Origin of the sequence: Roseinatronobacter monicus, assembly GCF_006716865.1 — a bacterium.
Taxonomy (GTDB): Bacteria; Pseudomonadota; Alphaproteobacteria; order Rhodobacterales; family Rhodobacteraceae; genus Roseinatronobacter; species Roseinatronobacter monicus.
Genome location: NZ_VFPT01000001.1, coordinates 1839355 through 1860363 on the forward strand (window position 1 = coordinate 1839355; position 21009 = coordinate 1860363).

Here is a 21009-nt window from a genome sequence, read left to right on the forward strand (position 1 = left end):
ACAGCACCCAAGTCGCGTACCGCGCGAGTATGGCAGGAACATGGCGCAAGGCACAAGCCACAGATCACCGAAGGATCGGCACCTGCGCCCCGTCATCCCCAAGCATGGCAGGCGGCATCGGCCCGCCGGTTGCCCAATCCAGCAATTCGACCGTGTGCACAACTGGCAGCTTGGTGCCGCTGCCGATCTGCATCATGCAGCCGATATTGCCCGCCGCAATCACGTCAGGCGATTTTGCCTCCAGCGTTGCGACTTTCAGGCCCTTGAGTTGTTTTGATATTTCGGGCTGCATCAGGTTATATGTCCCGGCAGACCCGCAGCACAGATGGCTGTCCTTCGGCTCGACCACGTCAAAGCCTGCGCGGCGCAGCAGGTCTTTGGGATAGGTCTTGATCTGCTGGCCATGCTGCAACGAACAGGCCGCGTGATAAGCCACAGTCATCGCCTGTTTTTCACCCTGTGGCAGACCCAGCTTGACCAGCACTTCCGAGATGTCCATGGCGATTCCCGCAACCGCCGCCGCCTCTTGTGACAGTGGTTCATTGCGGAACATATGGCCATAATCTTTAACGGTCGTGCCACAGCCGCTGGTGTTGATCACAATCGCATCCAACCCTGCACCCTGCATTTCGCTGTGCCAAGCGCGAATATTCTTGGCGGCGGTCGCATGGCTCTCGGCGGTTTTGCCCATGTGATGGGTCAGCGCACCGCAGCAGCCCTGCCCTTCGGCGATCACCACCTCTGCCCCCAAGCGGCGCAACAGACGGATGGTCGCGTCATTGATATCGGTGTTGAGCGCGCGTTGCGCACAGCCCGTCATCAGCGCCACGCGCATCTTCTTCTCGCCTTCGGGCGCAAAGACCTGCGGGTCATCATTGCGGCTGACGGGCGGGATTTTCTTTGGTGCCATCTCCAGCATCGCACGCAGCCGGGCATCGGGCATCAGCCGGGCAAAGGGCCGCCCGATTTTTGCCCCCAGAAGCGCCAGTCGAAACCGCGTCGGATATGGCAAAATTCGTGCGAGCACCCAGCGCAAGGCCCGGTCCGTCGCTGGGCGCTTATAGGTCTGCTCGATATACTCGCGCGCATGATCGACCAGATGCATGTAATGCACCCCCGAAGGACAGGTCGTCATGCAGGCCAGACAGGACAGGCACCGGTCAATATGCTTGACGGTCTTTTCATCCGCCGGGCGGCCCTTTTCCAGCATATCCTTGATCAGATAGATGCGTCCGCGCGGGCTGTCCAACTCGTCGCCCAGCACCGCATAGGTGGGACATGTGGCAGTGCAAAAGCCGCAATGCACACACGTGCGCAGCACCTCGTTAGAGCGCTGGATCGCAGGGTCTTTCAACTGCTCGGGGGTAAATGTTGTTTGCATGATGCTCTATCCCATCAATCCGGGGTTCAGCACCCCACGCGGATCAAATTTCGCCCGCAATCCTTGGGCAAGTGCGGCCACCGGCGCGGCCTCTGGCTGGAACACTGGCAGGGCGGCGCGGGTCGCATCACTGCCCCGGATCAAGGTCGCATGGCCTGAGAATGCGCCAAGGCTTGCACGCAGATCGGCCCCTTCAGGCATCAGCGCCCAGATCAGCCCACCGCCCCAATCCATCACTACGGGGCATCCGGCACGCGCCACCACAGCAGGCGCGTCCGAGGGCTTGACCGAAATGCGCCAGACATCGCCCGGCGTCTGAACAAACTCTATGAGATCGCGCATCTCTTGCCACACTGCTGCGCTCGCCGCCGCCTCGCGCAACTCCCATGCGCCGCCCAAGGCCGCAATCAGCGCTTGCGTGCGGTACGTGACCTGTTGGGCAAACCCCTCCACGCGCAAACAGACCCGGCCATCGCTTCCGCATCCGGCACCATTTACCTCAAACGGGGTGGACAGGGCGCGCGCCATAACGGCAACGGCATCTTGCGGGGTCATCGGGTCGCTGACAAGGGTTGCCTGCGTCTCGGGAATGGGCAGCAACTTGAACGCGCATTCGGTCAGAACCCCCAGCGTGCCCCAGCTTCCCGCCATAAGCTTGACCAGATCATAGCCGGTGACGTTCTTCATCACCCGCCCGCCATTCTTGATCACATTCCCCTGCCCGTCGACAAACCGCACCCCGATCAGAGCGTCGCGGCATGCGCCCACCTGCACCCGCCTTGGGCCAGAGGCGTTGGCCGCCACCATCCCGCCCACTGTTGGTGTTCCGCTCTGCCCCAATAGCGCGCGCATATCCATCGGCTCGAATGCCAACCGCTGCCCCTCTGCGCCAAGCGCCGCCTCAACCTCTGCCAAAGGGGTTCCCGCCTTTGCCACCAGCGTCAATGCACCCGGTTCATAAAGCGTGATGCCATTCAGTCCCGCACTCGACAGCATCTCGCCCAAGACCGGCTTGCCAACGGGGCGGGTTCCGCCGCCGCATATCCGCAACGGGCCTGTGGCCCCGCGTACCATCTCTGACAGCTCTTCCTCGCCTGCTGGCTGCATGCGCCATGCCTCCCGATTATCTGCCCAAAGCGGGCATTTTCTTGCTTCAAATACTCTGGGGGTGAATGGGCGCCCTTGCGCCCAGAGGGGGCAACGCCCCCTTACGCCGCCTGCCTCCGCGTGGCACTTGCGTCCAATGGAAAGACCTTGGCCGGGTTCAACAGCCATTTTGGGTCAAACACATCCTTCACACGCATCTGCGCGTCCAGATCAACGGGGGCGAACTGGACATTCATCAGATCGCGCTTTTCAATCCCCACTCCATGCTCGCCTGTCAGGCATCCGCCCACTTCGACACAAAGTTTCAGGATTTCAGCGCCAAACTCTTCGCACAGCTCCAGATCACCCGGTTTATTGGCATCAAACAGGATCAGCGGATGCATATTGCCATCGCCCGCATGAAACACATTGGCCACATCCAGACCAAATTGCTTTGACATCTCGCCAATGCGGCGCAGCACAAAGGGCAGACTGGACACTGGAATGGTCCCGTCAAGGCACATATAATCGTTGATACTTCCCATCGCCCCGAAGGCAGATTTGCGCCCCAGCCAGATTTTCTTGCTTTCCTCCTCGGACTGGCTTTCGCGCAGCTCGACAGGATTATGACGGCGCGCAATCTGCTTGATGACGTCAAGCTGCGTGTCAATTTCGGCGGGTGACCCCTCAACCTCGACAATCAGCAGTGCCTCGCAATCGGGATAGCCCGCTTTGGCAAAATCTTCGCAAGCCTGAATGCACAAGCGGTCCATGAATTCGATGGCCACCGGCAGCACCCCCGCCTTGATGATGTCTGACACACAGGCACCCGCAACCTCATTGCTGTCAAACCCCATCAGGACAGGCCGCGCCCCTTCGGGTTTTGGCAAAATGCGCAAGGTCGCTTCAGTCACAACCCCCAACTGCCCTTCTGATCCGCAGATCACCCCCAACAGATCATAGCCTGCCGCATCCATATGGGCACCGCCCAGTTCCAGCACCGTGCCATCCATCTGCACAATGGTGACACCCAACAGGTTGTTGGTCGTCACACCGTATTTGAGGCAATGCGCACCGCCCGAGTTCATGGCGATATTGCCTGCGATTGCGCAGGCCAATTGGCTGGACGGGTCGGGAGCATAGAAAAAACCGTCGGTTTCCACTTCCCCGGTCACGGCAAGATTGGTCATGCCGCTTTGCACGCGGACATAGCGATCCGCATAATTGATCTCCAGCATATCGCGCATCCGCGCAACGCCTAAGATAACCGAGTCTTCCGTCGGCAATGCCCCCCCCGCAAGCGAGGTGCCAGAGCCGCGCGGCACAACTGGCACACCCTCCTCATGACAGATCCGTAATATCGCGGCGACCTCGGCTGTGTCCGAGGGCAAGGTCACGGCCAAAGGAATACAACGATATGCGGTCAGCGCGTCACATTCATATGCGCGGCACTCGGCCTCATCCGTAATCAGCGCGGCTTGCGGGACCACTTGCGCCAGTCGCGCAAGCACCCGCTCGCGCTTGGACAGCACACCTGCATTCGGTATTGGCATTTCCATGATCAGACCCTCCCGTCTTGATTGGTAAAATAATATTACCAATTATACAAAACGCAAGGAAAACTTCAGGCCGCCAGCGCACGCAAGGCCAATGTAGCGGCAATCGCCCACATGATCAGCCCGATCCCCACCTCTAGCACCACCCATGCACGCGGGCGCGCAAGCACTGGGGCCAGCAGGCGCGCGCCATAACCAAGGGTTGCGAAAAATACGAAAGACGCAAGGATCGCGCCTGCCCCGAACCCCCAGTTATAGGGCGCATATTGCATCGAAAGCGCACCCAGCAACGCGACCGTGTCCAGATAGACATGCGGATTAAGCCAAGTCAGCGCCAGACAGATCAGCACGACGCGCCGCAATGGTGCCGGTTTGGTCTGCATCGGCACAAGGGCTGTCCCCCCTTGCCACGCCGCGCGAAACCGCAAACCGCCATAGACCAGCAAGAACCCGACCCCGCCCCACAGCATGACGGTCTGAAAACCGGAATATGTGCTGGTCAACGCTTGCGCGCCTGCCACCCCAAGCGCCACCAGAATCGCATCAGAGATTGCACAGATCAGAACGACCGCGCCCACATGCTCGCGCCGCAAACCCTGACGCAGCACAAAAGCATTCTGCGCCCCAATGGCCGCAATCAAACCCAGCCCCGACAAAAACCCGGCAACACCACTTCCCAGCATAGTCAAGCCCATCCCTGTCAGCGCGATGTGATCGGTCAGCAGGCGCGCAAAGTCAACTGGCCGCCCGCAGCCTCGGGGCAGACCCTATACAAGAATGATTCCCGCATCTGGCGCGCCATGGCAATGCCGCCCGCAGGGGGGTCAATCCCCCCAAGGGCGGCCCCCCCTTGCTCACTGGGCGGCAATCGGTTCGGGATCGACCAATGCGACAATATCCATCATGATGGTGTTGAGTTGGAAATCCTTGGGTGTGTAGACCTGCGCCACGCCCATTGCCCGCAACTTGGCGGCATCCTCATCAGGGATGATTCCGCCCACGATCACAGGCACATGCCCCAGCCCCTCGGCTTGCATCACCTGCATCAGCTCCGCCATCAGCGGCATGTGGCTGCCCGACAGGATCGACAGGCCCACGACATGCGCATCTTCGTCGCGCACAGCCGCGACAATCTCGGCGGGCGTCAGACGGATACCCTCATAGTGAATATCCATCCCGCAATCGCGCGCCCGCGCGGCGATCTGCTCGGCACCGTTGGAATGTCCGTCCAGCCCCGGCTTGCCGACAACGAATTTCAGCTTTCGCCCCAGCTTGGCGCTGACAGTATCCACCGCCTCTCGCACAGGCTCCAGCCCCTCGGTCCGGTTTGACGGCGCGTGGCTCACACCGGTGGGGGCGCGGTACTGGCCGAAGGCCGCGCGCACTGTCTCGCCCCATTCGCCGGTCGTGGCCCCTGCCTTTGCCGCCGCAATCGAGGCGGGCATTACATTTGTCCCCAGTCGCGCCGCCTCGCGCAGATCGGCCAATGCCGCCTGCACGGCCCCTTCGTCACGCGCAGCGCGCCATGCGTCCAGACGTGCAATCTGGTCTGCCTCGGCCTTGGGGTCGGCCATCATGATGGCCCCTTCGCCGGTGGTCAGGGGCGACGGCTCTGTCGTCGTGAATTTGTTTGCGCCAACCACGACAGTCTCGCCTGATTCGATGCCGGAGATACGTTCGGCATTCGCTTCGACCAGCCGCGATTTCATGTATTCAATGGATTTCACCGCACCGCCCATCTCGTCGATCCGGGCCAGTTCTTCGCGCGCGCCCTCCATCAAAGCAGCCACCTTGCGCTCGATTGCGGGGTTTTCGTCGAACAGATCATCGAATTCCAGCAGGTCAGTCTCATAGGCCAGAATCTGCTGCATACGCAGGGACCATTGCTGATCCCAAGGGCGCGGCAGGCCCAATGCTTCGTTCCATGCGGGCAGTTGCAACGCGCGGCAGCGCGCTTTCTTGGACAATGTGACTGCCAAAGCCTCGATCAGGATACGGTAGACATTGTTTTCGGGCTGCTGCTCGGTCAGGCCCAACGAGTTGACTTGAACACCATACCGGAAGCGACGAAATTTCGGGTCGTCAATGCCGTAGCGGTCACGGCAGATTTCATCCCACAAATCGACAAAGGCGCGCATCTTGCACAGCTCGGTCACAAAACGGATGCCCGCATTCACAAAGAAGCTGATCCGCCCCACCATTTGCGGGAAATGCTCTGGCGGGACTTTGGTTTTCAGATCATCCAGCACCGCGCAGGCCGTGGCCAGTGCAAAGGCCAGTTCCTGCTGCGGCGTGGCGCCCGCTTCCTGCAAATGGTAGGAACAAACATTCATCGGGTTCCATTTTGGCAGATTTTCGCGCGTATAAGCCGCAACATCGGTGATCATGCGCAAAGATGGCTCTGGCGGGCAGATATAGGTGCCGCGCGACAGATATTCCTTGATGAGGTCATTCTGGACGGTCCCATTGAGCTGCGCAACATCCGCGCCCTGCTCCTCAGCCACCGCAATATAAAGCGCCAGCAGCCAAGGGGCGGTGGCGTTGATCGTCATCGACGTGTTCATCTTTTCCAGCGGAATGTCATCGAACAACATGCGCATGTCACCCAAATGCGCGACCGGCACGCCCACCTTGCCCACCTCGCCCCGTGCCAGCTTGTGGTCACTGTCATACCCCGTCTGCGTAGGCAGATCGAAAGCAACCGACAGACCGGTCTGGCCTTTGGACAAGTTGTTGCGATAGAGCGCGTTCGAGGCTTTGGCCGTGGAATGGCCAGCATAGGTGCGGAACAGCCAGGGTTTGTCTTTCATCGGCTTTGCGTCAGACATTATCGACTCCTGTAACATCGCAGCTTGCGCAAGGGGTTGGTAATTTTCTTACCCATTCGGATGCTTCACACGCAAGATAATGTCAAGACGGAATCGCTGCAATGCGGCAAAGCGGCCCGCCCGATCCCGCGGAACTCAGCGCTGCGCCACTTTACGGGCCTTGATAATGGCCGCCGCCTGATCGCGGATATGGCCCAGATACAGCGGACCAAACTGATCGAGCAGATACGCGTCGTCATTTGCAGGGCTCAGCCAAGGCTCGATATGGGGGTCATACATGGCAAATACCCAATTCAGCACATCCTGATCGCGGATCTGGCGATACTTGTCCTGACTCCATATCTGCGCCAACCCTATGCCCAGCTCTGCGAAATAAGCGTGCAACGCGTCGATCTGGTAAAAGCTTTTCATCGCGTAATGCAGTTTTGCGCCATAGCGATTGGTGACATGCAAAGCGCCGCCGAAGCAGGGCACATATGTCAGCGCCGCGCATCTTGGTCCCATCTGGCCACGCGCCATATTGCTCTGACGCCGACGCCTGAGGACCGAGATTGTCTGATCTATCCGCCCCAGAAGCTGGCGGCCATGCACCGCAGACCCCTCGGAGAAGACAAGATGCTTTGCACGCGCATAAATCCGCATCTGTTCGCGCAGCGTCAGCACCTCAGGATAGACGATCCTTACCCCCAATTCCCGCAGACACGACACCAGATAGCGTTCAGCCGCATGCGCCCCCATCTTGTGCTCCAGCCCCGCACGCGTGACAAAGGCCACCCCTCTGGGCGTGCGCGGCCGCAGATTCGCGGCAATCCGGTGTTCCAGCAGCTCGAGATAATCTGGCGGTGTCTTTGGCCCATCCAGATGCTCCCCCTGCGCGGCAACATGAACCTCCCGAAACAAGGTCGGTTTCTCGATAATTTCGATCTGGTCCTCGGGGATGTGCAGCCAGTCCATAACTGACCGGAACATGCGCGAGCGCGCATTTGACGTGTCGGATTTCATCCGCGTGAAGATGATTGGCAGATCGCCATGCTCTGCCAGAGATTGCGGCAATCGCGGAACCGTCTCTGCCGTCAGGTGCCCAAAATGATCCTCATAGACCGATGCGAAAATAACAGGGTCTTCGCGGATTTCTTCCGGCGCCACATCAAGGGCAGGCGTTTTGCACACCAGCCGCCCCCGACGGAACAGGCGCGCATGAACCTGCGTATCGAATTGCGGCCATGCAGCCCCCGGCGAGTCGCGGTTGGCCGCCGGGCTAACCAGAACATTCTGAAATGTCTGTACTGGCGGCAGGCGATCAAGTGCGCCATTGGGTCCGCGAGAGCTTGCTGAATCTGTCGTCATTTGGGAAGCATCGGTTTACAAAGACCTGAATATAATATGAATTTTATATGCACATGGCACCGCGTGTTCAGCCCCGAAACTGCCGCAGTTTGCGCACGCTCACAAGCCCTTAGCTGCAAATCTGCGCATATCTCCGTAGAAAAGACACACTCCGCCCACCGACACATGTAACTGGCCCGCATTCCCATCATGTCACACGCACCAAGTTGCGGTGACGGTCTTGCTTAGGGCGGGTGCGTGGCGCGAACCTGTATGACGCAGAACATAGGCGATCACATGACGGCGCAAGTTTCTGAAGCAGTGCTGGTGCCGCTGAAGGGACTCGAACCCCCGACCCCATCATTACGAATGACGTGCTCTACCATCTGAGCTACAGCGGCGACATGGCGCGGTCTTTAGCACCGGTTTTTCGAAGCGACCAGACCCTTCACGCGGTTTTCTTGTCCGAACCCGTGCTTTCTTCGATGTCGCCTTCGACCACATCGCCACCCTCGTCCTCTGTTGGTTCAACAGGTTTGGGAAGGCTGCCCACAATCAACGGCAACAGTTCTGTCTGGGTTGCGGATGGCCCGGTGCTGTCAGGCGCATCGCGCCATTCCAATGTGTCGAACGCCCCGCAATTGTCGCATATCGCCTGCCAGGACGCATGCACGTGCTGGCATTTGGAACAGATCCATTGCGGGCCGCGCTTGGCTGTCAGGGCACGCGCAAGCCAGCCGCGCACAACCGCATCATCTGCCCCTTCGCCACGCTCGATTGCGGCCATGATGGTCAGCGCGCGCACGGTTGGATCGGTTTCATAGACATCCCCAAGGGCGCGCCGCGCGGCAGGGAAATCTTCGGTGGTGATCAGCAACTCCGCACGCAGCAGCTTGGTTTCAGCAGCGTCCGGGTGCATGCGCAGCAGCTTTTCGAACCGGGTTTTGCGCTGCAACGGTGTTTCGTCTTTTTCAATGGCGGCAAAAGCTGCGGCCAGATCAGGATGCGGCTGCACTTTCCATGCGCGTTTAATTACCTTGGCGGCGTAACTGCCCTTGCCTTGGGCGGTCAAAGCCTGCGCAGCGGCGACTGCGGCAGGGATCAGGTCGGGCGACAGGCGATTTGCCTCGATCGCGGCCTCGCGCGCGCGGGGCAACTCGCCCTGTGCTGCCAGCTTATCCGCGTCTTGCAGGGCAAGGATCGCATCGCGTCTGCGCCAGACATCGCGCGGCAGAGTGCCCGAGGATTTCTTGATCATCAGCGTCTTGCGCGCACCGCTCCAGTCTTCGGCGTCGGTCTGCAACTGCAAAAGCGTGTTTTGCGTCGCCTCATGGGCGGGCTGCATTTCCAGCGCTTTCGCCGCAAGCGCGCGGGCTTTGTCCTTGTCGCCCTGATCCAGCTTCGAGCGGATCAACCCCTGCACCGCCACAAAGCGGCTGCGATTATCGCCCAGCAATGCCTTGTAGCGTTCCTCGGCCAAGGCGCTGTTGCCCTTGATCTCGGCAGCCTGTGCGACAAGCAGATTGGTCATTACGGGGCGGTTGAGAAGCTTATGCGCTTTCTCGGCCTTTGCGATGGCGGTTTTTCCATCCCCCTCGGCCTGCGCAACCATCGCCAGAAGCAGCGCATCAAGGCCGCGCTTTTCGCGGTTGCGCATAAAGAAACGCTGCACAGCCGTATCATCGCCATTCATGAACCGAAGCATCGCCATCGACAGGCCCAGCAATTTCAGCACCAGCCAAAGCGCGACAAGCAAGACCACCAAGGCAACAAGCGCCTGAATCGGACCCAGCACAAATTCCATATCCAGAATGCGCAACCCGACTGTCTGGTTGCTGTCCATCAACTGGCCCGCGCCATAGGCAATCGCAACAACCAGCATCACAAAGAGCAGGATCTTGATTAATGTCCAGAACATAGAGACTTCCTTACTCTGTCGTGATGGCGTTGGTCAGGTCAGGCAAAGCATTGCGCGCGGCAAGCCGCGCACGCGCTGCACCCAGCCAATCGCTCATGGCCGCCTGTGCGGTATCCGGCAATGCGTCAATCTCGGCAAGGGCACCGTCCAGATCGCCCGCTTCGAGTGCGGCGCCTGCGCGCGACAACACGGCATCGGGGTCATCCCCCTCGCGCGGCACGGTCGAGCGCGCGCCGACTTGCGCACGCAGGAAATTGGCCAAGCGGTCAGCGGTGCTATCGGTGGGCGCATCTTGCAAGGCGGCGCGCAAAGCGGCGCGCGCAGCTTCCGGATACGCGTCTTGCAACTCCTCAAGGGTTGCAATTCCCGACGCGGCGGGGGCGGTCAAATCCTCGGAAACGCTTACGCCCGCCTCTTGCAGACGCGCGACAGCATCGGCATAGGGGGCGCCTGTTTCAAGGGCTGCGCGCAAGCTGTCCAACCCGGATTGCGCCAAGGCCGTGTCAACTGCGGCTTCGGCCTCGGCCACGCGGCGTTCTGCCAGATCGCGCAAATCCGCCATATCAGCCGTGAGTGCGGCAATCTGTTCGTCGGCATCGCCAAATGCTGCGCGCAGGCTGCTCACCTCTTCGGCGACAGTTTCGGATTGCGCGGAAAGATCATCCAGACGGGCCTCTAGCGCGGACAGGTCTGTGTCCTCGCCAAGCTGTGCGCGCAATTGTGCAAGCTCGGCGTCAATATCGGCGCTTAACTCTGCCTCGGACGCGGCGGGCAGACCGGCAATCTGCGCGCGCAACTCGGCAATCTCCGCCTCCAATGCCTGCGTATCGGCGGCGGGTGGCACGGCCTCCAGCTCTGCCCGAAGGCTGGCCATTTCGCTTTTAAGTTGTGTCAGCTCGGTTGTGTCTGGTGTTTGCTGCGCCGTGAAATAGGCTGCGGCATACCCGATCCCCCCGGCAAGAACCCCCCCAAGCAACAAGGGAAACAACCCGCCTGAACGCTCTAGTGCAACTGGGGGCGGTGCGGTCGGCACAACTGTGTCAACTGGCGCGCTGTCGGTTGCGCCCTTTGAGGTCGGTGTCTCCTTGGCACCCGCTGATGCCGCATCCTTGTCAGATGGCGCAGCATTCGGATCGGGCTCGGTGGGTGTCGCCTTGCCCGCCATCGGCACCATTTCAGGCGTGTCGACATCGGTGCCACGGCTGTCTTTGCCAGCATCCGCGTCGGGCGATGCAGCCTTTGGCGCATCAGTAGGTGCGGGCGGAGAGATATCTTTTGCCAGTTGTGATTCGGTGGCCGTGGCGACGGACGCTTCGCTTTTCGCTGTGCGCGCACCCGGCTTTGGTTTGGGGTCTGGCGTGGTGCTGCTGTCTGGCGCTGTCTTGGGCGCATCTTTCGCGCCGCTTTCGGTGCTTTTGGCGCGGTCCGGTTGATCCGTCGCTTTTGGGTCTGGGGCGTTTGAGGGGTCCGATCCTGCCGTGTCAGAGCCTGTTGTTGACGGGCCGGTTGTCGACGGGCCTTTTTTGCTGGTCGTTCTACGCGCCAAATTCTTACCCTCACTCCCCTACGCCGTACTGTGACAGCAATATTCTTTCTCTTACCTTATCGCGGCTTTCCCAAAGGCTCAAGCGTCTGCTGCATAGTGGCCAGTGCATCGCACATGGATCGGGCATCTGGCCGCGCAGCGACATGACAACTTGCCAGCGGACTGATCGTTGCGGCATTGGCGGCAGCGGTGCTGATCGCAACCAAATGCAGCCGCGTGGGGAGGGGCGCAATCGCGGCGATCGCATCTGCAAGCAAGCGGCCGGAGCGTGGCGAAAAGACCGGCAAAACCACATGGCCCCCTTGGCGCAACCGCGCCATTGCTTGCGCGCTCAGCGGCTGTGCAACCTGTTCATAACAAACCACCGCAGAGGCGTCTTGTCCCTGTGCACGCAGTGCCGCCGCAATATCCGACGCTGCGTGCCGGCCCCGCAGATGAACAACCGGCGCGAGAGGGGGGCTGTGCGTCAAATCGTCCAACAGCGCGTTTGCATCCCCGCCCGACTGGTGCACTATAGCAAACCCTGCCGCGCGCGCCGCCTGCGCCGTGCGCGGCCCCACAGCCCAGACCACCCAGTCGCGCGCATCTGTCGCAAGGCTCAGGGCGCTGACCGCGTGCTGCGAGGTGAAGACGAGCGTGCGCGCGCCTGTCAGCGCGGCAACGTCCAAGGGCAGCAGAACAATCTCCAGCAAGGGGGCGCTCATAACCGACCCCCGCCAGCCCGCCGCCTGCGCCTGTTCTGCAAACCGCGCAGACTCGGTTTCTGGGCGCGTTAGCATAAGACATGGGCGCTGGGGCATGTTTCATCCAGTGTTTGCGCGGGCAAGTGGGGCCTGGGATTGTGCAGCCCTGATGCCAGTGGTAGCTGGAAATACGCGGCATTTGCAACCGGAGCCGGAATGACACTTACAAACAGGCCCAACCTGCCCGCCCCTGACAGGGCTGCACTGACCGTGCTGGGCATTGAAAGCAGTTGTGACGACACGGCTGCCGCAGTCATCCGCCATGCGCCACCGGCTCCCGCGCAGATATTGTCCAGCGTGGTCTGGGGCCAGACCGAATTGCACGCAGGCTTTGGCGGTGTTGTTCCCGAAATTGCAGCCCGCGCCCATGCCGAAAAACTGGATCACGCCGTCGAGGCCGCGCTGACGCAGGCCGGTGTCACATTTACGGATCTCGATGCCATAGCCGTAACAGCAGGGCCGGGGCTGATTGGTGGCGTGCTGTCAGGCGTCATGCTGGCACGCGGAATTTCTGCGGCCACCGGCTTGCCGCTTTTGGGCGTGAACCATCTGGCGGGCCATGCCCTGACGCCAAGGCTGACCGACACGATTGCATTCCCCTATCTGATGCTGCTGGTCTCGGGCGGGCATTGTCAGTTTCTGCTGGTCTCGGGCGCGGATGACTTCACCCGACTGGGCGGCACGATAGATGATGCCCCCGGCGAGGCATTTGACAAGGTGGCCAAGCTGCTCGCCCTGCCCCAACCCGGTGGGCCAAGTGTGGAAGCGGCCGCGCGCAGCGGCGATCCAAAGCGCTTCACCCTGCCCCGCCCGCTGATGGACAGGCCCGGTTGCGACATGTCTTTCTCTGGTCTGAAAACGGCCGTGTTGCGCACGCGTGACGCACTGGTTGCCGCACATGGCGGATTGCGTGAAAGCGACCGCGCCGATCTTTGCGCCAGCTTTCAGGCAGCAGTTGCCGATGTGTTGTCAGGCAAGGCGCGCCGCGCATTGGCCCTCTATATGGCAGAGCACCCCGCGCAGCCCGTCTTTGCTGTGGCAGGCGGGGTCGCGGCGAATGCGACCTTGCGCGGCGCGCTGGATCATGTCGCACAGCAGGCGGGTGCGCGCTTTCTTGCGCCGCCTTTGGCGCTGTGCACCGATAACGCCGCGATGATCGCATGGGCGGGCCTTGAGCAAATCCGTGCGGGCACCCCTGCCCCGCAGGACTTTGTTGCAAGGCCCCGCTGGCCACTGGACAAGACGGCCGCCCCCCTGCTTGGTGCGGGCAAGAAAGGGGCGAAATCATGAGCGTAGCAATCCTTGGTGCGGGCGCATTTGGCACAGCGCTGGCCTGTGCACTTGGCGATGTAACACTGTGGTGCCGCGATCCGGCACAGGCCGAAGCCTTGCAAAGCAAGCGCGAGAATGCGGCCAAATTGCCCGGTGTGCCCTTGCCCGAAGGCGTGAGCATTACCAGCGATCTGGGTCAGGTGAGTGCCGAAACTGTGCTGCTTGCCATTCCCATGCAACAAACCCGCCCGTTTCTGAAAACGCATGGCGCAGCTTTGCGCGACCGCCAGTTGGTTGCGTGCTCAAAGGGCGTTGATCTGGAACTGATGATCGGGCCTGTCGGGGTGATCCAGTCGGTTTTGCCAGATGCGCAGGCCGCACTCCTGACCGGCCCCAGCTTTGCCGATGACATTGCGCGCGGCCTGCCCACGGCGCTGACCCTTGCCTGCGCCGACCGCGCGCTTGGAATGGCATTGCAAGAACAGCTCTCGACCTCGCATTTGCGACTGTATCGCAATGACGATGTGATTGGCGCAGAACTGGGCGGCGCGTTGAAAAACGTGATCGCGATTGCCGCAGGCGTCACCATTGGCGCGGGTCTGGGCGAGTCTGCGCGCGCGGCCCTGATGGCGCGCGGCTATGCCGAAATGCAGCGGCTTGCTCTCAGCCTTGGCGCGCAGCCCGATACCTTGGCGGGGCTGTCGGGGTTGGGGGATCTGATCCTGACCTGCGGATCAGAGAAATCACGCAATTTCCGTTACGGGGCCGCGTTGGGGCGTGGCGAGGCATTTGACAGCGCCACAACCGTTGAAGGGGCTGCGACCGCGCGCGCGGTGGCGAAGCTGGCGAAATCACAGGGGCTGGACATGCCGGTGACGCGCATGGTTGCGGCCCTTGTCGAAGGGCTTATAACTATGCCCGAAGCGCTGGCCGCATTGCTGGCCCGCCCCCTGACCGATGAATGAAAGGACTGCCCGATGCCGCTTTACATGATGCTGTGCACCGACAAATCCGACGCGCTGGAGTTGCGCAAAGCCACGCGCGAGGCGCATCTTGCCTATGTCGCCGAGACGGGTTGTGTCGTGCAGGCGGGCCCGCTGCTGGACGCGGCAGGCCAGATGGCTGGTTCACTGATCGTGCTGGACCTGCCCGATATCGAGGCGGCCAAACTCTGGGGGGCCAATGACCCCTATGCAAAAGCAGGCCTGTTCGAGGCCGTGCGCGTGCAGGAATGGAAAAAGGTCATCGGCTGATGCGCTTCTGGCTGATGAAATCCGAACCCGATGCGTTCAGCTGGGACGATCTGGTGGCCAAGGGCGACACGGGCGAGGAATGGGACGGCGTGCGCAACTATCAGGCGCGCAACAACATGCGCGAAATGGCGCTGGGGGACCGCGCGTTTTTCTATCACAGCCAAAAGGAAAAGGCCGTGGTGGGCATATGCGAAGTGATCGCGCTGGCGCATCCCGACAGCACCACGGATGATCTGCGCTGGGAGTGTGTCGATGTGAAGGCCGTGGCCCCACTGCCGCAGCCAGTGACATTGGCAATGTGCAAATCCGACCCGCGCCTGAGCGATATGGCGCTGGTCAAAACCTCGCGCCTGTCCGTGCAGCCTGTCTCCGCCGAAGAATGGGCGATCATCTGCCAGATGGGCGGGATTGATCCCTAGGCGGCGCGCCGTTCACGCCTGACTGGCGCGTTCCACCAACAGATTGCTCAGCCAGTCCGGGTCCATTTCGGGCACCGAGGACAGCAGCAATTCCGTGTACGGCGCATGGGGCGGCGCAAAGACCTGTTCTTTCGGCCCCTGTTCCACAACGCGCCCGCGCTGCATGACGACCACATCATCCGCAATCGCGCGCACTGTCGCCAGATCATGGGTGATGAACATATAGGCCAGCCCCAGATCGGTTTGCAGCTTGTCCAGCAGCCGCAATATTCCTTCCTGAACGATCTGGTCCAGCGCCGATGTCACCTCGTCACAGATGATCAGGCGCGGCTCTGCGGCCAATGCGCGGGCAATGCCGATGCGCTGTTTTTGCCCGCCCGAAAACTCTGAGGGCAGACGGTCGATATAGCGGTCTGGCTCCAGCTCGATCATTTCAAGAAGCGCGCGCACCCGCTCGCGCAAGGCGCGCCCCTTCAGTCCCAGATACATTTCGGCGGGCCGCCCGATAATTTCGCGCAAGGTCAGTTTGGGGTTCAGGGCGGTGTCAGCCATCTGATAGATCATCTGGCACTGGCGCAACTGGTCACGGCTGCGCGCGCGGTAATCCGGGGGCAAGGGCGTGCCATCCAGCAGCACCTCGCCGCTGCTTGGCGGCAGCAACCCGGTCAGAACCCGTGCCGCGGTCGATTTGCCAGACCCGCTTTCGCCCACCACAGCCACAGTGCGCCCAGCATGAATGTCGAAGCTGACATCTTCCAGCACAGTCGTCTTGCCATAGGCGGCAGTAATCCCGCGCACCGAAATCACCGGCTCACCCGACACAGGCGGTTGCTCGGCGCGGGCAAAACTGCGCACCGCCCACAGGCTTTTGGTATAATCTTCACGTGGAGCGCTCAGCATGGTGCGGGTATCCGCCTCTTCGACCTGCTCGCCGCGCAGCAGAATCTTGATGCGGTCCGCCATCTGCGCCACCACCGCCAGATCATGCGTAATATAGATCGCGGCGGTTCCGAACTGGCGCACGATATCGCGGATGGCGGCCAAGACTTCGATCTGGGTGGTGACATCCAGCGCGGTCGTCGGCTCGTCAAAGATGATCAGATCAGGGCGACAGGCCATCGCCATTGCGGTCATCGCGCGCTGCAACTGCCCGCCCGACACCTGATGCGGATAGCGAAAGCCGATCTCTTCAGGGTTGGGCAAGCGCATCTTGGCATACAACTCGACCGCGTCCTTTCGCGCCTGCCCGCGCTCCATGACACCGTGCAGCAGGGGCGCTTCGGAATATTGGTCGATCAGCTTGTGGGCCGGGTTAAAACTGGCCGCCGCCGATTGCGCGACATAGGCAATCCGATGCCCACGTAGCCCGCGCTTCTTGCGCTCGGACACGGTGCGCAGATCAATCCCGTCAAAGCGGATTTCCCCGCCCGAAATTCGGCAGCCATCGCGCGCAAACCCCATCGCGGCCAGCCCCAGCGTGGATTTGCCCGCGCCGGATTCGCCAATCAGCCCTAAAACCTCGCCCTTATGCAGGGTCAGGTCCAGCCCCTTGATGATGGGCAACCATTCATCGCCCGCGCGCCCCTCGATATACAGATCACGAATGCTCAGCAGCGGCTCGTCAGTCATGGCGCTCACTCCTTCAGGCCGGATGCGCGGTGCAACTGCCAATCGACCACGAAATTCACCGCGACAGTCAGAAGCGCAATCGCCCCCGCAGGCAGCAACGGGGTGATATCGCCAAAGGTGATCAGCGTGGCATTGTCGCGCACCATAGAGCCCCAATCAGCCATCGGCGGCTTGATCCCAAGGCCCAGAAAGGACAGCGAAGATATGGTCAGGAATACAAAACAAAACCGCAGCCCGAATTCCGCAACCAAGGGGGCCAGCGCATTGGGCAAGATCTCGCGCCGGATCAGATACCATGTCCCTTCGCCGCGCAGACGCGCAGCCTCGACATAGTCCATCACGACAATCCCTTGCGCGACCGAGCGCGAAATCCGGTAGACGCGGGTCGCATCCACAGCCGCGATCACAAGGATCAGCGTCAGCACCGAGGTGCCGAAAATCGTCAGCAACAAAAGCGAGAAAATCAGCGAGGGAATCGCCATCAGCGCATCGACAAAGCGCGACAGCACCTGATCCAGCCAGCCCCCGCGCAGCGCCGCCCAGATGCCCAGAAACGCGCCCACAACGAAGGCCAGCACTGTGGTGGCAAAGGCAATGCCAACCGTGTTGCGCGCGCCAAAGATCAGCCGCGACAGCATGTCCCGGCCCAGCCGGTCAGTGCCCAATGGGTGCGCCCCGCCCCAAGGCTGGAACTGGCTGCCGACCACCTCGCGCTCGGCGAAAGGGGCCAGCACAGGGGCGGTCACCGCAACAAAGATATAGACGATAATCACCATGATCCCGAAGGCCGCCGTCAGTGGCATATCGCGCGCAATGATCGCCTGATTATGTGGCAAGGTCCGCGTCAGTGTCGCACGAAAGGCCATTGCCAGCGCAAAACCGGCAATCAGGAACAGGATCAGAAAAACTGGAAGTGACATGCTCATCCCCGCTTCATCAGGCGGGGGTTGGTGAGGGTCGACAGCACATCTGCTGTCAGGTTCAACAACACATAGGCCGAGGCGAAGATCAGCGCGATGGCCTGCACCACCGCAATGTCACGCTTGGCGACAGAATCGACCATCAACTGCCCAAGGCCGGGATAGACAAACACCACCTCAACCACGACCACACCAGTAATCAGATAGGCCAGATTAAGCGCGATGACATTGATGATCGGGGCCAATGCATTGGGCAGGGCATGGCGCAGCACGATCCGCAGGGGCGAGGCCCCTTTCAGGCGCGCCATCTCGATAAAGGGTTGCGCCATCAGGTTGATAATCGCCGCGCGCGTCATGCGCATCATATGGGCGGTGACCACCAAGGTCAGGGTCAGCGCGGGTAGAAAGCTCATATACAGCTTGTCCCCGAAACTGGTTGCAGGGGTCAGGCGCACCATTGACGGGAAATACCCGCTTTGGGCCAGCCACAACACCAGAATATAGGCGACAAAAAATTCGGGAAAGGAAATCGCACTCAACGCCCCCGCATTGGCCATACGGTCAAAGATCGAATTGCGCCACAGGGCCGCAAGAACCCCCAGAACCAGCGCCAAAGGCACAGCAAGGGCCGCCGCATACAGCGCCAGAAACAGCGTATTGCCCAAACGCGCGTCGATCATGTCAGCGATGGGACGACGGGTGGCCAGTGACACCCCGAAATCCCCTTGTATCGCGCCCGTCAGCCACGCCCAATAGCGCACAGGGGCCGGGTCATTCAGCCCAAGCTGCGCGCGCATCGCCGCCAGCGTTTCCGGCGTGGCCGCTTGTCCAAGGATCGCCGAGGCAAGATCGCCCGGCAACAACTCGGTTGCGCTGAAAATCACGATCGACACAACGATCAACGTCAGCGCCCCAAGCGCCAGACGCTGCGCAATCATCTTGAGGACAGCGTGCATCGTCCCCCCCCTTTGATTGTTATTCTTGCGCCCAAATAGGGCGAAAACCCCGGCCCGCGTGACGGGCCGGGGCAATTTCAGATCAGGTGAACCACCAACGCTCGACGCAGCGGAACCCGTCAAGGTTCCAGTTCGCCGATACGCGCTCTGGCGTGGCAACATTCAGCGCCGTCGCCATGACGTAATTGTTGTTCATCGGGATGATGACAGACCCTTCAAACGACACGATTTCCTGCAATTCGTGATACATCTCACGACGCAGATCCTCGTCAATCTCGGACCGGGCCTGAACCAGCAATTCGTTGAAGCGTTCATGCTCCCAGAAGCTGTCATTCCATGACGAGCCAGAGGCATAGCCCGTGGTGAGCATCTGGTCCTCGACCGCGCGCCCGCCCCAATAGCTGGCCACAAACGGTTTTTGCATCCAGACATTGTCCCAGTACCCGTCATTGGGTTCGCGCACGAGGTCGATATTGATGCCGCATTGTGCCGCCGTTTCAGCAAACAGCGCGCCTGCATCCACCGCACCTGAAAAGGCCGCATCCGCGACATGCAGCGTGACGTCCAGACTGTCCATGCCGGCCTCGCGCAGATGGTATCGCGCACGATCAGGGTCAAAAGTTTTTGCTTCCATATCCGCATGGAAATAGCGGTTGGCGGGGCCGATAGGGTTGTCATTGGACACAGCGCCATGACCGCCAAGGATTTTCTCGACCATATCTTCGCGGTCGATGGCGTATTTCAGCGCCAGCCGGACATTGTTGTCGCTGAACGGACCGACACGGCTGTCCATGGGAAAGACGTAATGCGCATTGCCCGGAATCGACAGAATATTCGCCGTGCCGCGCGCTTCAAGCATTCCGATGGTGGCTGGATCGACTTGATCAATCGTGTCCACCCCGCCGGTCATCAGCGCGTTCAGGCGTGCGGTGGAATCGACGATCGACAAGATTTCGACGCGGTCAAAATGGGCGCGGTCGGATTTCCAGTAATTCGGGTTGCGGTCCAGACTGGCCTGAACACCCGGCTCGTAGCTTTCCACAATGTAGGGGCCGCAGCCATCGAAAGAGGTGGGGTCAATCTTGCCATCCGTCTCGGGCATGATCGCCAGATGGTAATCCGACATCAGATAGGGGAAATCGCCATTCGGCGCGTTCAGTGTCACGACAATATTCCGCCCGTCGACACGAATATCAGTCACCGGATCAAAGAAGGTCTTGATTGCAGATGTGGACTCGTCCCCACGGTGATGGTTGAGCGAGGCCAGAACATCCTCTGGCGTGACGGTCTTGCCCGAATGGAATGTCACCCCTTCACGGATGGTGAACACCCATGTCGCGCCATCATCGCTGTCCCAGCTCTCGGCGATTTCGGGGATCAACTGTCCCTCATTATCCACCTCGATCAGCTGGTTGTGACGCGCGGCTGCGAAAACCTGCACATACAAGTTGTCCCACAGCCCCGGATCAAGCGAGTCGGTGCTGGACCCATGACCGATGCCGACACGGAACGTGCCGCCGCGCTGCGGCTCGGCTTTGGCTTTGCGCATGCTGGCAGGCAGGATCAGCCCTGCCGCCCCAAGGGCCGCCGCACCCTGCATCAGTCCCCGACGGGTCACGCCCTGACGATTGGTCGTGTTGTTCATCTTGATTTCTCCCTGTTATTGGCCGCGACAGGTTTAAGAACCTGCCAACACTTATACCCGGCCATAAGCCGCGGTCTTCCCCTGATTATCATGAGGCGTTGTAACAAAATTACAACCAAATTGATGTATGTAACGTCAGGTTTACCCGCTGACGCGCAGCAGTCAAGCCTTGTGATTGACTGACGCGTCAATCAAGTTCTTGTTCGGCCAGAATATAGGATGGGGAACGCAACTGCCTGATTAATGGGCCATGACGCGATTATCCGCGCGCCAAACGTGCAGCCCGCCCGCCCCTGCGCTGTGCGATCTGCGTTTTCCGGTCTGGCAATTCGGCCATAACCTGATGGCGCTGCTCGTGGCTCATGCGGCTCCATTGCGTGATTTCGTCAATCGTACGCAGGCAACCGGTGCACAGCCGCGCCTCGGGGTGAATGACGCAGACCTTGATGCAAGGGCTTGCAATCTCTTCGCGTTTCCAGATTTCGTCGGTCATCGCCCGATACTCTCATTCGTTTCACGTCAGATAACCGA

18 protein-coding genes and 1 tRNA gene are annotated in these 21009 nt (G+C 60.7%); 4 read left to right on the forward strand and 15 right to left on the reverse strand.

The window, feature by feature from the left end:
• Positions 1-64 precede the first annotated feature (64 nt).
• The 10 genes from glcF to BD293_RS08770 form a co-directional block, all read right to left on the reverse strand.
• On the reverse strand, positions 65-1381 hold the full coding sequence (gene glcF, locus BD293_RS08725; RefSeq protein ID WP_142080903.1) for a glycolate oxidase subunit GlcF: 1317 nt from the start codon (positions 1379-1381) through the stop codon (positions 65-67).
• A gap of 6 nt (positions 1382-1387) precedes the next feature.
• Positions 1388-2488: an FAD-binding protein gene (locus BD293_RS08730; RefSeq protein ID WP_142080905.1), complete on the reverse strand. Its 1101-nt coding sequence runs from the start codon at positions 2486-2488 to the stop codon at positions 1388-1390.
• A 101-nt stretch (positions 2489-2589) separates the two neighbouring features.
• The gene (locus BD293_RS08735; RefSeq protein WP_142080906.1) at positions 2590-4026 is read right to left on the reverse strand and encodes an FAD-linked oxidase C-terminal domain-containing protein; all 1437 of its coding nucleotides are present in this window, start codon (positions 4024-4026) and stop codon (positions 2590-2592) included.
• A gap of 65 nt (positions 4027-4091) precedes the next feature.
• Complete coding sequence (locus BD293_RS08740; RefSeq protein WP_211841004.1) at positions 4092-4706, reverse strand: LysE/ArgO family amino acid transporter; 615 nt, start codon at positions 4704-4706, stop codon at positions 4092-4094.
• A gap of 171 nt (positions 4707-4877) precedes the next feature.
• Positions 4878-6851 (reverse strand): protein meaA, encoded by a 1974-nt coding sequence (locus BD293_RS08745; RefSeq protein ID WP_211841005.1) that lies wholly within the window; start codon positions 6849-6851, stop codon positions 4878-4880.
• A 135-nt stretch (positions 6852-6986) separates the two neighbouring features.
• Complete coding sequence (locus BD293_RS08750) at positions 6987-8198, reverse strand: glycosyltransferase 61 family protein (protein WP_142080908.1); 1212 nt, start codon at positions 8196-8198, stop codon at positions 6987-6989.
• Positions 8199-8502: 304 nt separating this feature from the next.
• Positions 8503-8578 (reverse strand) — tRNA-Thr (locus BD293_RS08755).
• A gap of 47 nt (positions 8579-8625) precedes the next feature.
• A complete protein-coding gene (locus tag BD293_RS08760; RefSeq protein WP_142080910.1) occupies positions 8626-10095 on the reverse strand; it encodes a heme biosynthesis protein HemY in 1470 nt (489 codons plus the stop codon).
• Positions 10096-10105: 10 nt separating this feature from the next.
• Positions 10106-11641: a COG4223 family protein gene (locus BD293_RS08765; protein ID WP_142080912.1), complete on the reverse strand. Its 1536-nt coding sequence runs from the start codon at positions 11639-11641 to the stop codon at positions 10106-10108.
• Positions 11642-11697: 56 nt separating this feature from the next.
• On the reverse strand, positions 11698-12441 hold the full coding sequence (locus BD293_RS08770; protein ID WP_142080913.1) for a uroporphyrinogen-III synthase: 744 nt from the start codon (positions 12439-12441) through the stop codon (positions 11698-11700).
• A 99-nt stretch (positions 12442-12540) separates the two neighbouring features.
• On the opposite strand from BD293_RS08770, the gene tsaD reads away from it, so the two are divergent.
• Genes tsaD through BD293_RS08790 form a run of 4 tightly spaced genes read left to right on the forward strand, consistent with a single transcriptional unit; the run spans position 12541 to position 15328 of the window.
• Positions 12541-13674: a tRNA (adenosine(37)-N6)-threonylcarbamoyltransferase complex transferase subunit TsaD gene (tsaD, locus tag BD293_RS08775; protein WP_142080915.1), complete on the forward strand. Its 1134-nt coding sequence runs from the start codon at positions 12541-12543 to the stop codon at positions 13672-13674.
• Complete coding sequence (locus tag BD293_RS08780; protein WP_142080917.1) at positions 13671-14621, forward strand: NAD(P)H-dependent glycerol-3-phosphate dehydrogenase; 951 nt, start codon at positions 13671-13673, stop codon at positions 14619-14621. Before tsaD ends, BD293_RS08780 begins: the two co-directional genes overlap by 4 nt.
• A 12-nt stretch (positions 14622-14633) precedes the next feature.
• On the forward strand, positions 14634-14909 hold the full coding sequence (locus BD293_RS08785; protein ID WP_142080919.1) for a YciI family protein: 276 nt from the start codon (positions 14634-14636) through the stop codon (positions 14907-14909).
• A complete protein-coding gene (locus tag BD293_RS08790; protein WP_142080922.1) occupies positions 14909-15328 on the forward strand; it encodes an EVE domain-containing protein in 420 nt (139 codons plus the stop codon). Before BD293_RS08785 ends, BD293_RS08790 begins: the two co-directional genes overlap by 1 nt.
• 12 nt (positions 15329-15340) lie before the next feature.
• On the opposite strand, the gene BD293_RS08795 is transcribed toward BD293_RS08790, so the two are convergent.
• From BD293_RS08795 to BD293_RS08815, 5 genes are all read right to left on the reverse strand, one after another.
• Positions 15341-16957, reverse strand: coding sequence for an ABC transporter ATP-binding protein (locus BD293_RS08795; RefSeq protein WP_142080923.1), 1617 nt, complete (start codon positions 16955-16957; stop codon positions 15341-15343).
• A gap of 5 nt (positions 16958-16962) precedes the next feature.
• Positions 16963-17877: an ABC transporter permease gene (locus tag BD293_RS08800; protein WP_246086252.1), complete on the reverse strand. Its 915-nt coding sequence runs from the start codon at positions 17875-17877 to the stop codon at positions 16963-16965.
• 2 nt (positions 17878-17879) lie between these two features.
• Entirely contained in the window at positions 17880-18833 is a 954-nt protein-coding gene (locus BD293_RS08805; RefSeq protein ID WP_142080927.1) for an ABC transporter permease, read from the reverse strand.
• An 82-nt stretch (positions 18834-18915) separates the two neighbouring features.
• Entirely contained in the window at positions 18916-20478 is a 1563-nt protein-coding gene (locus BD293_RS08810) for an ABC transporter substrate-binding protein (protein WP_142080930.1), read from the reverse strand.
• A gap of 259 nt (positions 20479-20737) precedes the next feature.
• Positions 20738-20971 (reverse strand): DUF1289 domain-containing protein, encoded by a 234-nt coding sequence (locus BD293_RS08815; RefSeq protein ID WP_142080933.1) that lies wholly within the window; start codon positions 20969-20971, stop codon positions 20738-20740.
• Between the last annotated feature and the right edge of the window lie 38 nt (positions 20972-21009).

Bases quoted from the DNA above. Each gene is read 5' to 3' on its own strand.
- glcF (WP_142080903.1), bottom strand. From the start codon at position 1,381: ATGCAAACAACATTTACCCCCGAGCAGTTGAAAGACCCTGCGATCCAG.
- BD293_RS08730 (WP_142080905.1), bottom strand. From the start codon at position 2,488: ATGCAGCCAGCAGGCGAGGAAGAGCTGTCAGAGATGGTACGCGGGGCC.
- BD293_RS08735 (WP_142080906.1), bottom strand. From the start codon at position 4,026: ATGGAAATGCCAATACCGAATGCAGGTGTGCTGTCCAAGCGCGAGCGG.
- BD293_RS08740 (WP_211841004.1), bottom strand. From the start codon at position 4,706: ATGCTGGGAAGTGGTGTTGCCGGGTTTTTGTCGGGGCTGGGTTTGATT.
- BD293_RS08745 (WP_211841005.1), bottom strand. From the start codon at position 6,851: ATGTCTGACGCAAAGCCGATGAAAGACAAACCCTGGCTGTTCCGCACC.
- BD293_RS08750 (WP_142080908.1), bottom strand. From the start codon at position 8,198: ATGACGACAGATTCAGCAAGCTCTCGCGGACCCAATGGCGCACTTGAT.
- BD293_RS08760 (WP_142080910.1), bottom strand. From the start codon at position 10,095: ATGTTCTGGACATTAATCAAGATCCTGCTCTTTGTGATGCTGGTTGTT.
- BD293_RS08770 (WP_142080913.1), bottom strand. From the start codon at position 12,441: ATGCCCCAGCGCCCATGTCTTATGCTAACGCGCCCAGAAACCGAGTCT.
- tsaD (WP_142080915.1), top strand. From the start codon at position 12,541: ATGACACTTACAAACAGGCCCAACCTGCCCGCCCCTGACAGGGCTGCA.
- BD293_RS08780 (WP_142080917.1), top strand. From the start codon at position 13,671: ATGAGCGTAGCAATCCTTGGTGCGGGCGCATTTGGCACAGCGCTGGCC.
- BD293_RS08785 (WP_142080919.1), top strand. From the start codon at position 14,634: ATGCCGCTTTACATGATGCTGTGCACCGACAAATCCGACGCGCTGGAG.
- BD293_RS08790 (WP_142080922.1), top strand. From the start codon at position 14,909: ATGCGCTTCTGGCTGATGAAATCCGAACCCGATGCGTTCAGCTGGGAC.
- BD293_RS08795 (WP_142080923.1), bottom strand. From the start codon at position 16,957: ATGACTGACGAGCCGCTGCTGAGCATTCGTGATCTGTATATCGAGGGG.
- BD293_RS08800 (WP_246086252.1), bottom strand. From the start codon at position 17,877: ATGTCACTTCCAGTTTTTCTGATCCTGTTCCTGATTGCCGGTTTTGCG.
- BD293_RS08805 (WP_142080927.1), bottom strand. From the start codon at position 18,833: ATGCACGCTGTCCTCAAGATGATTGCGCAGCGTCTGGCGCTTGGGGCG.
- BD293_RS08810 (WP_142080930.1), bottom strand. From the start codon at position 20,478: ATGAACAACACGACCAATCGTCAGGGCGTGACCCGTCGGGGACTGATG.
- BD293_RS08815 (WP_142080933.1), bottom strand. From the start codon at position 20,971: ATGACCGACGAAATCTGGAAACGCGAAGAGATTGCAAGCCCTTGCATC.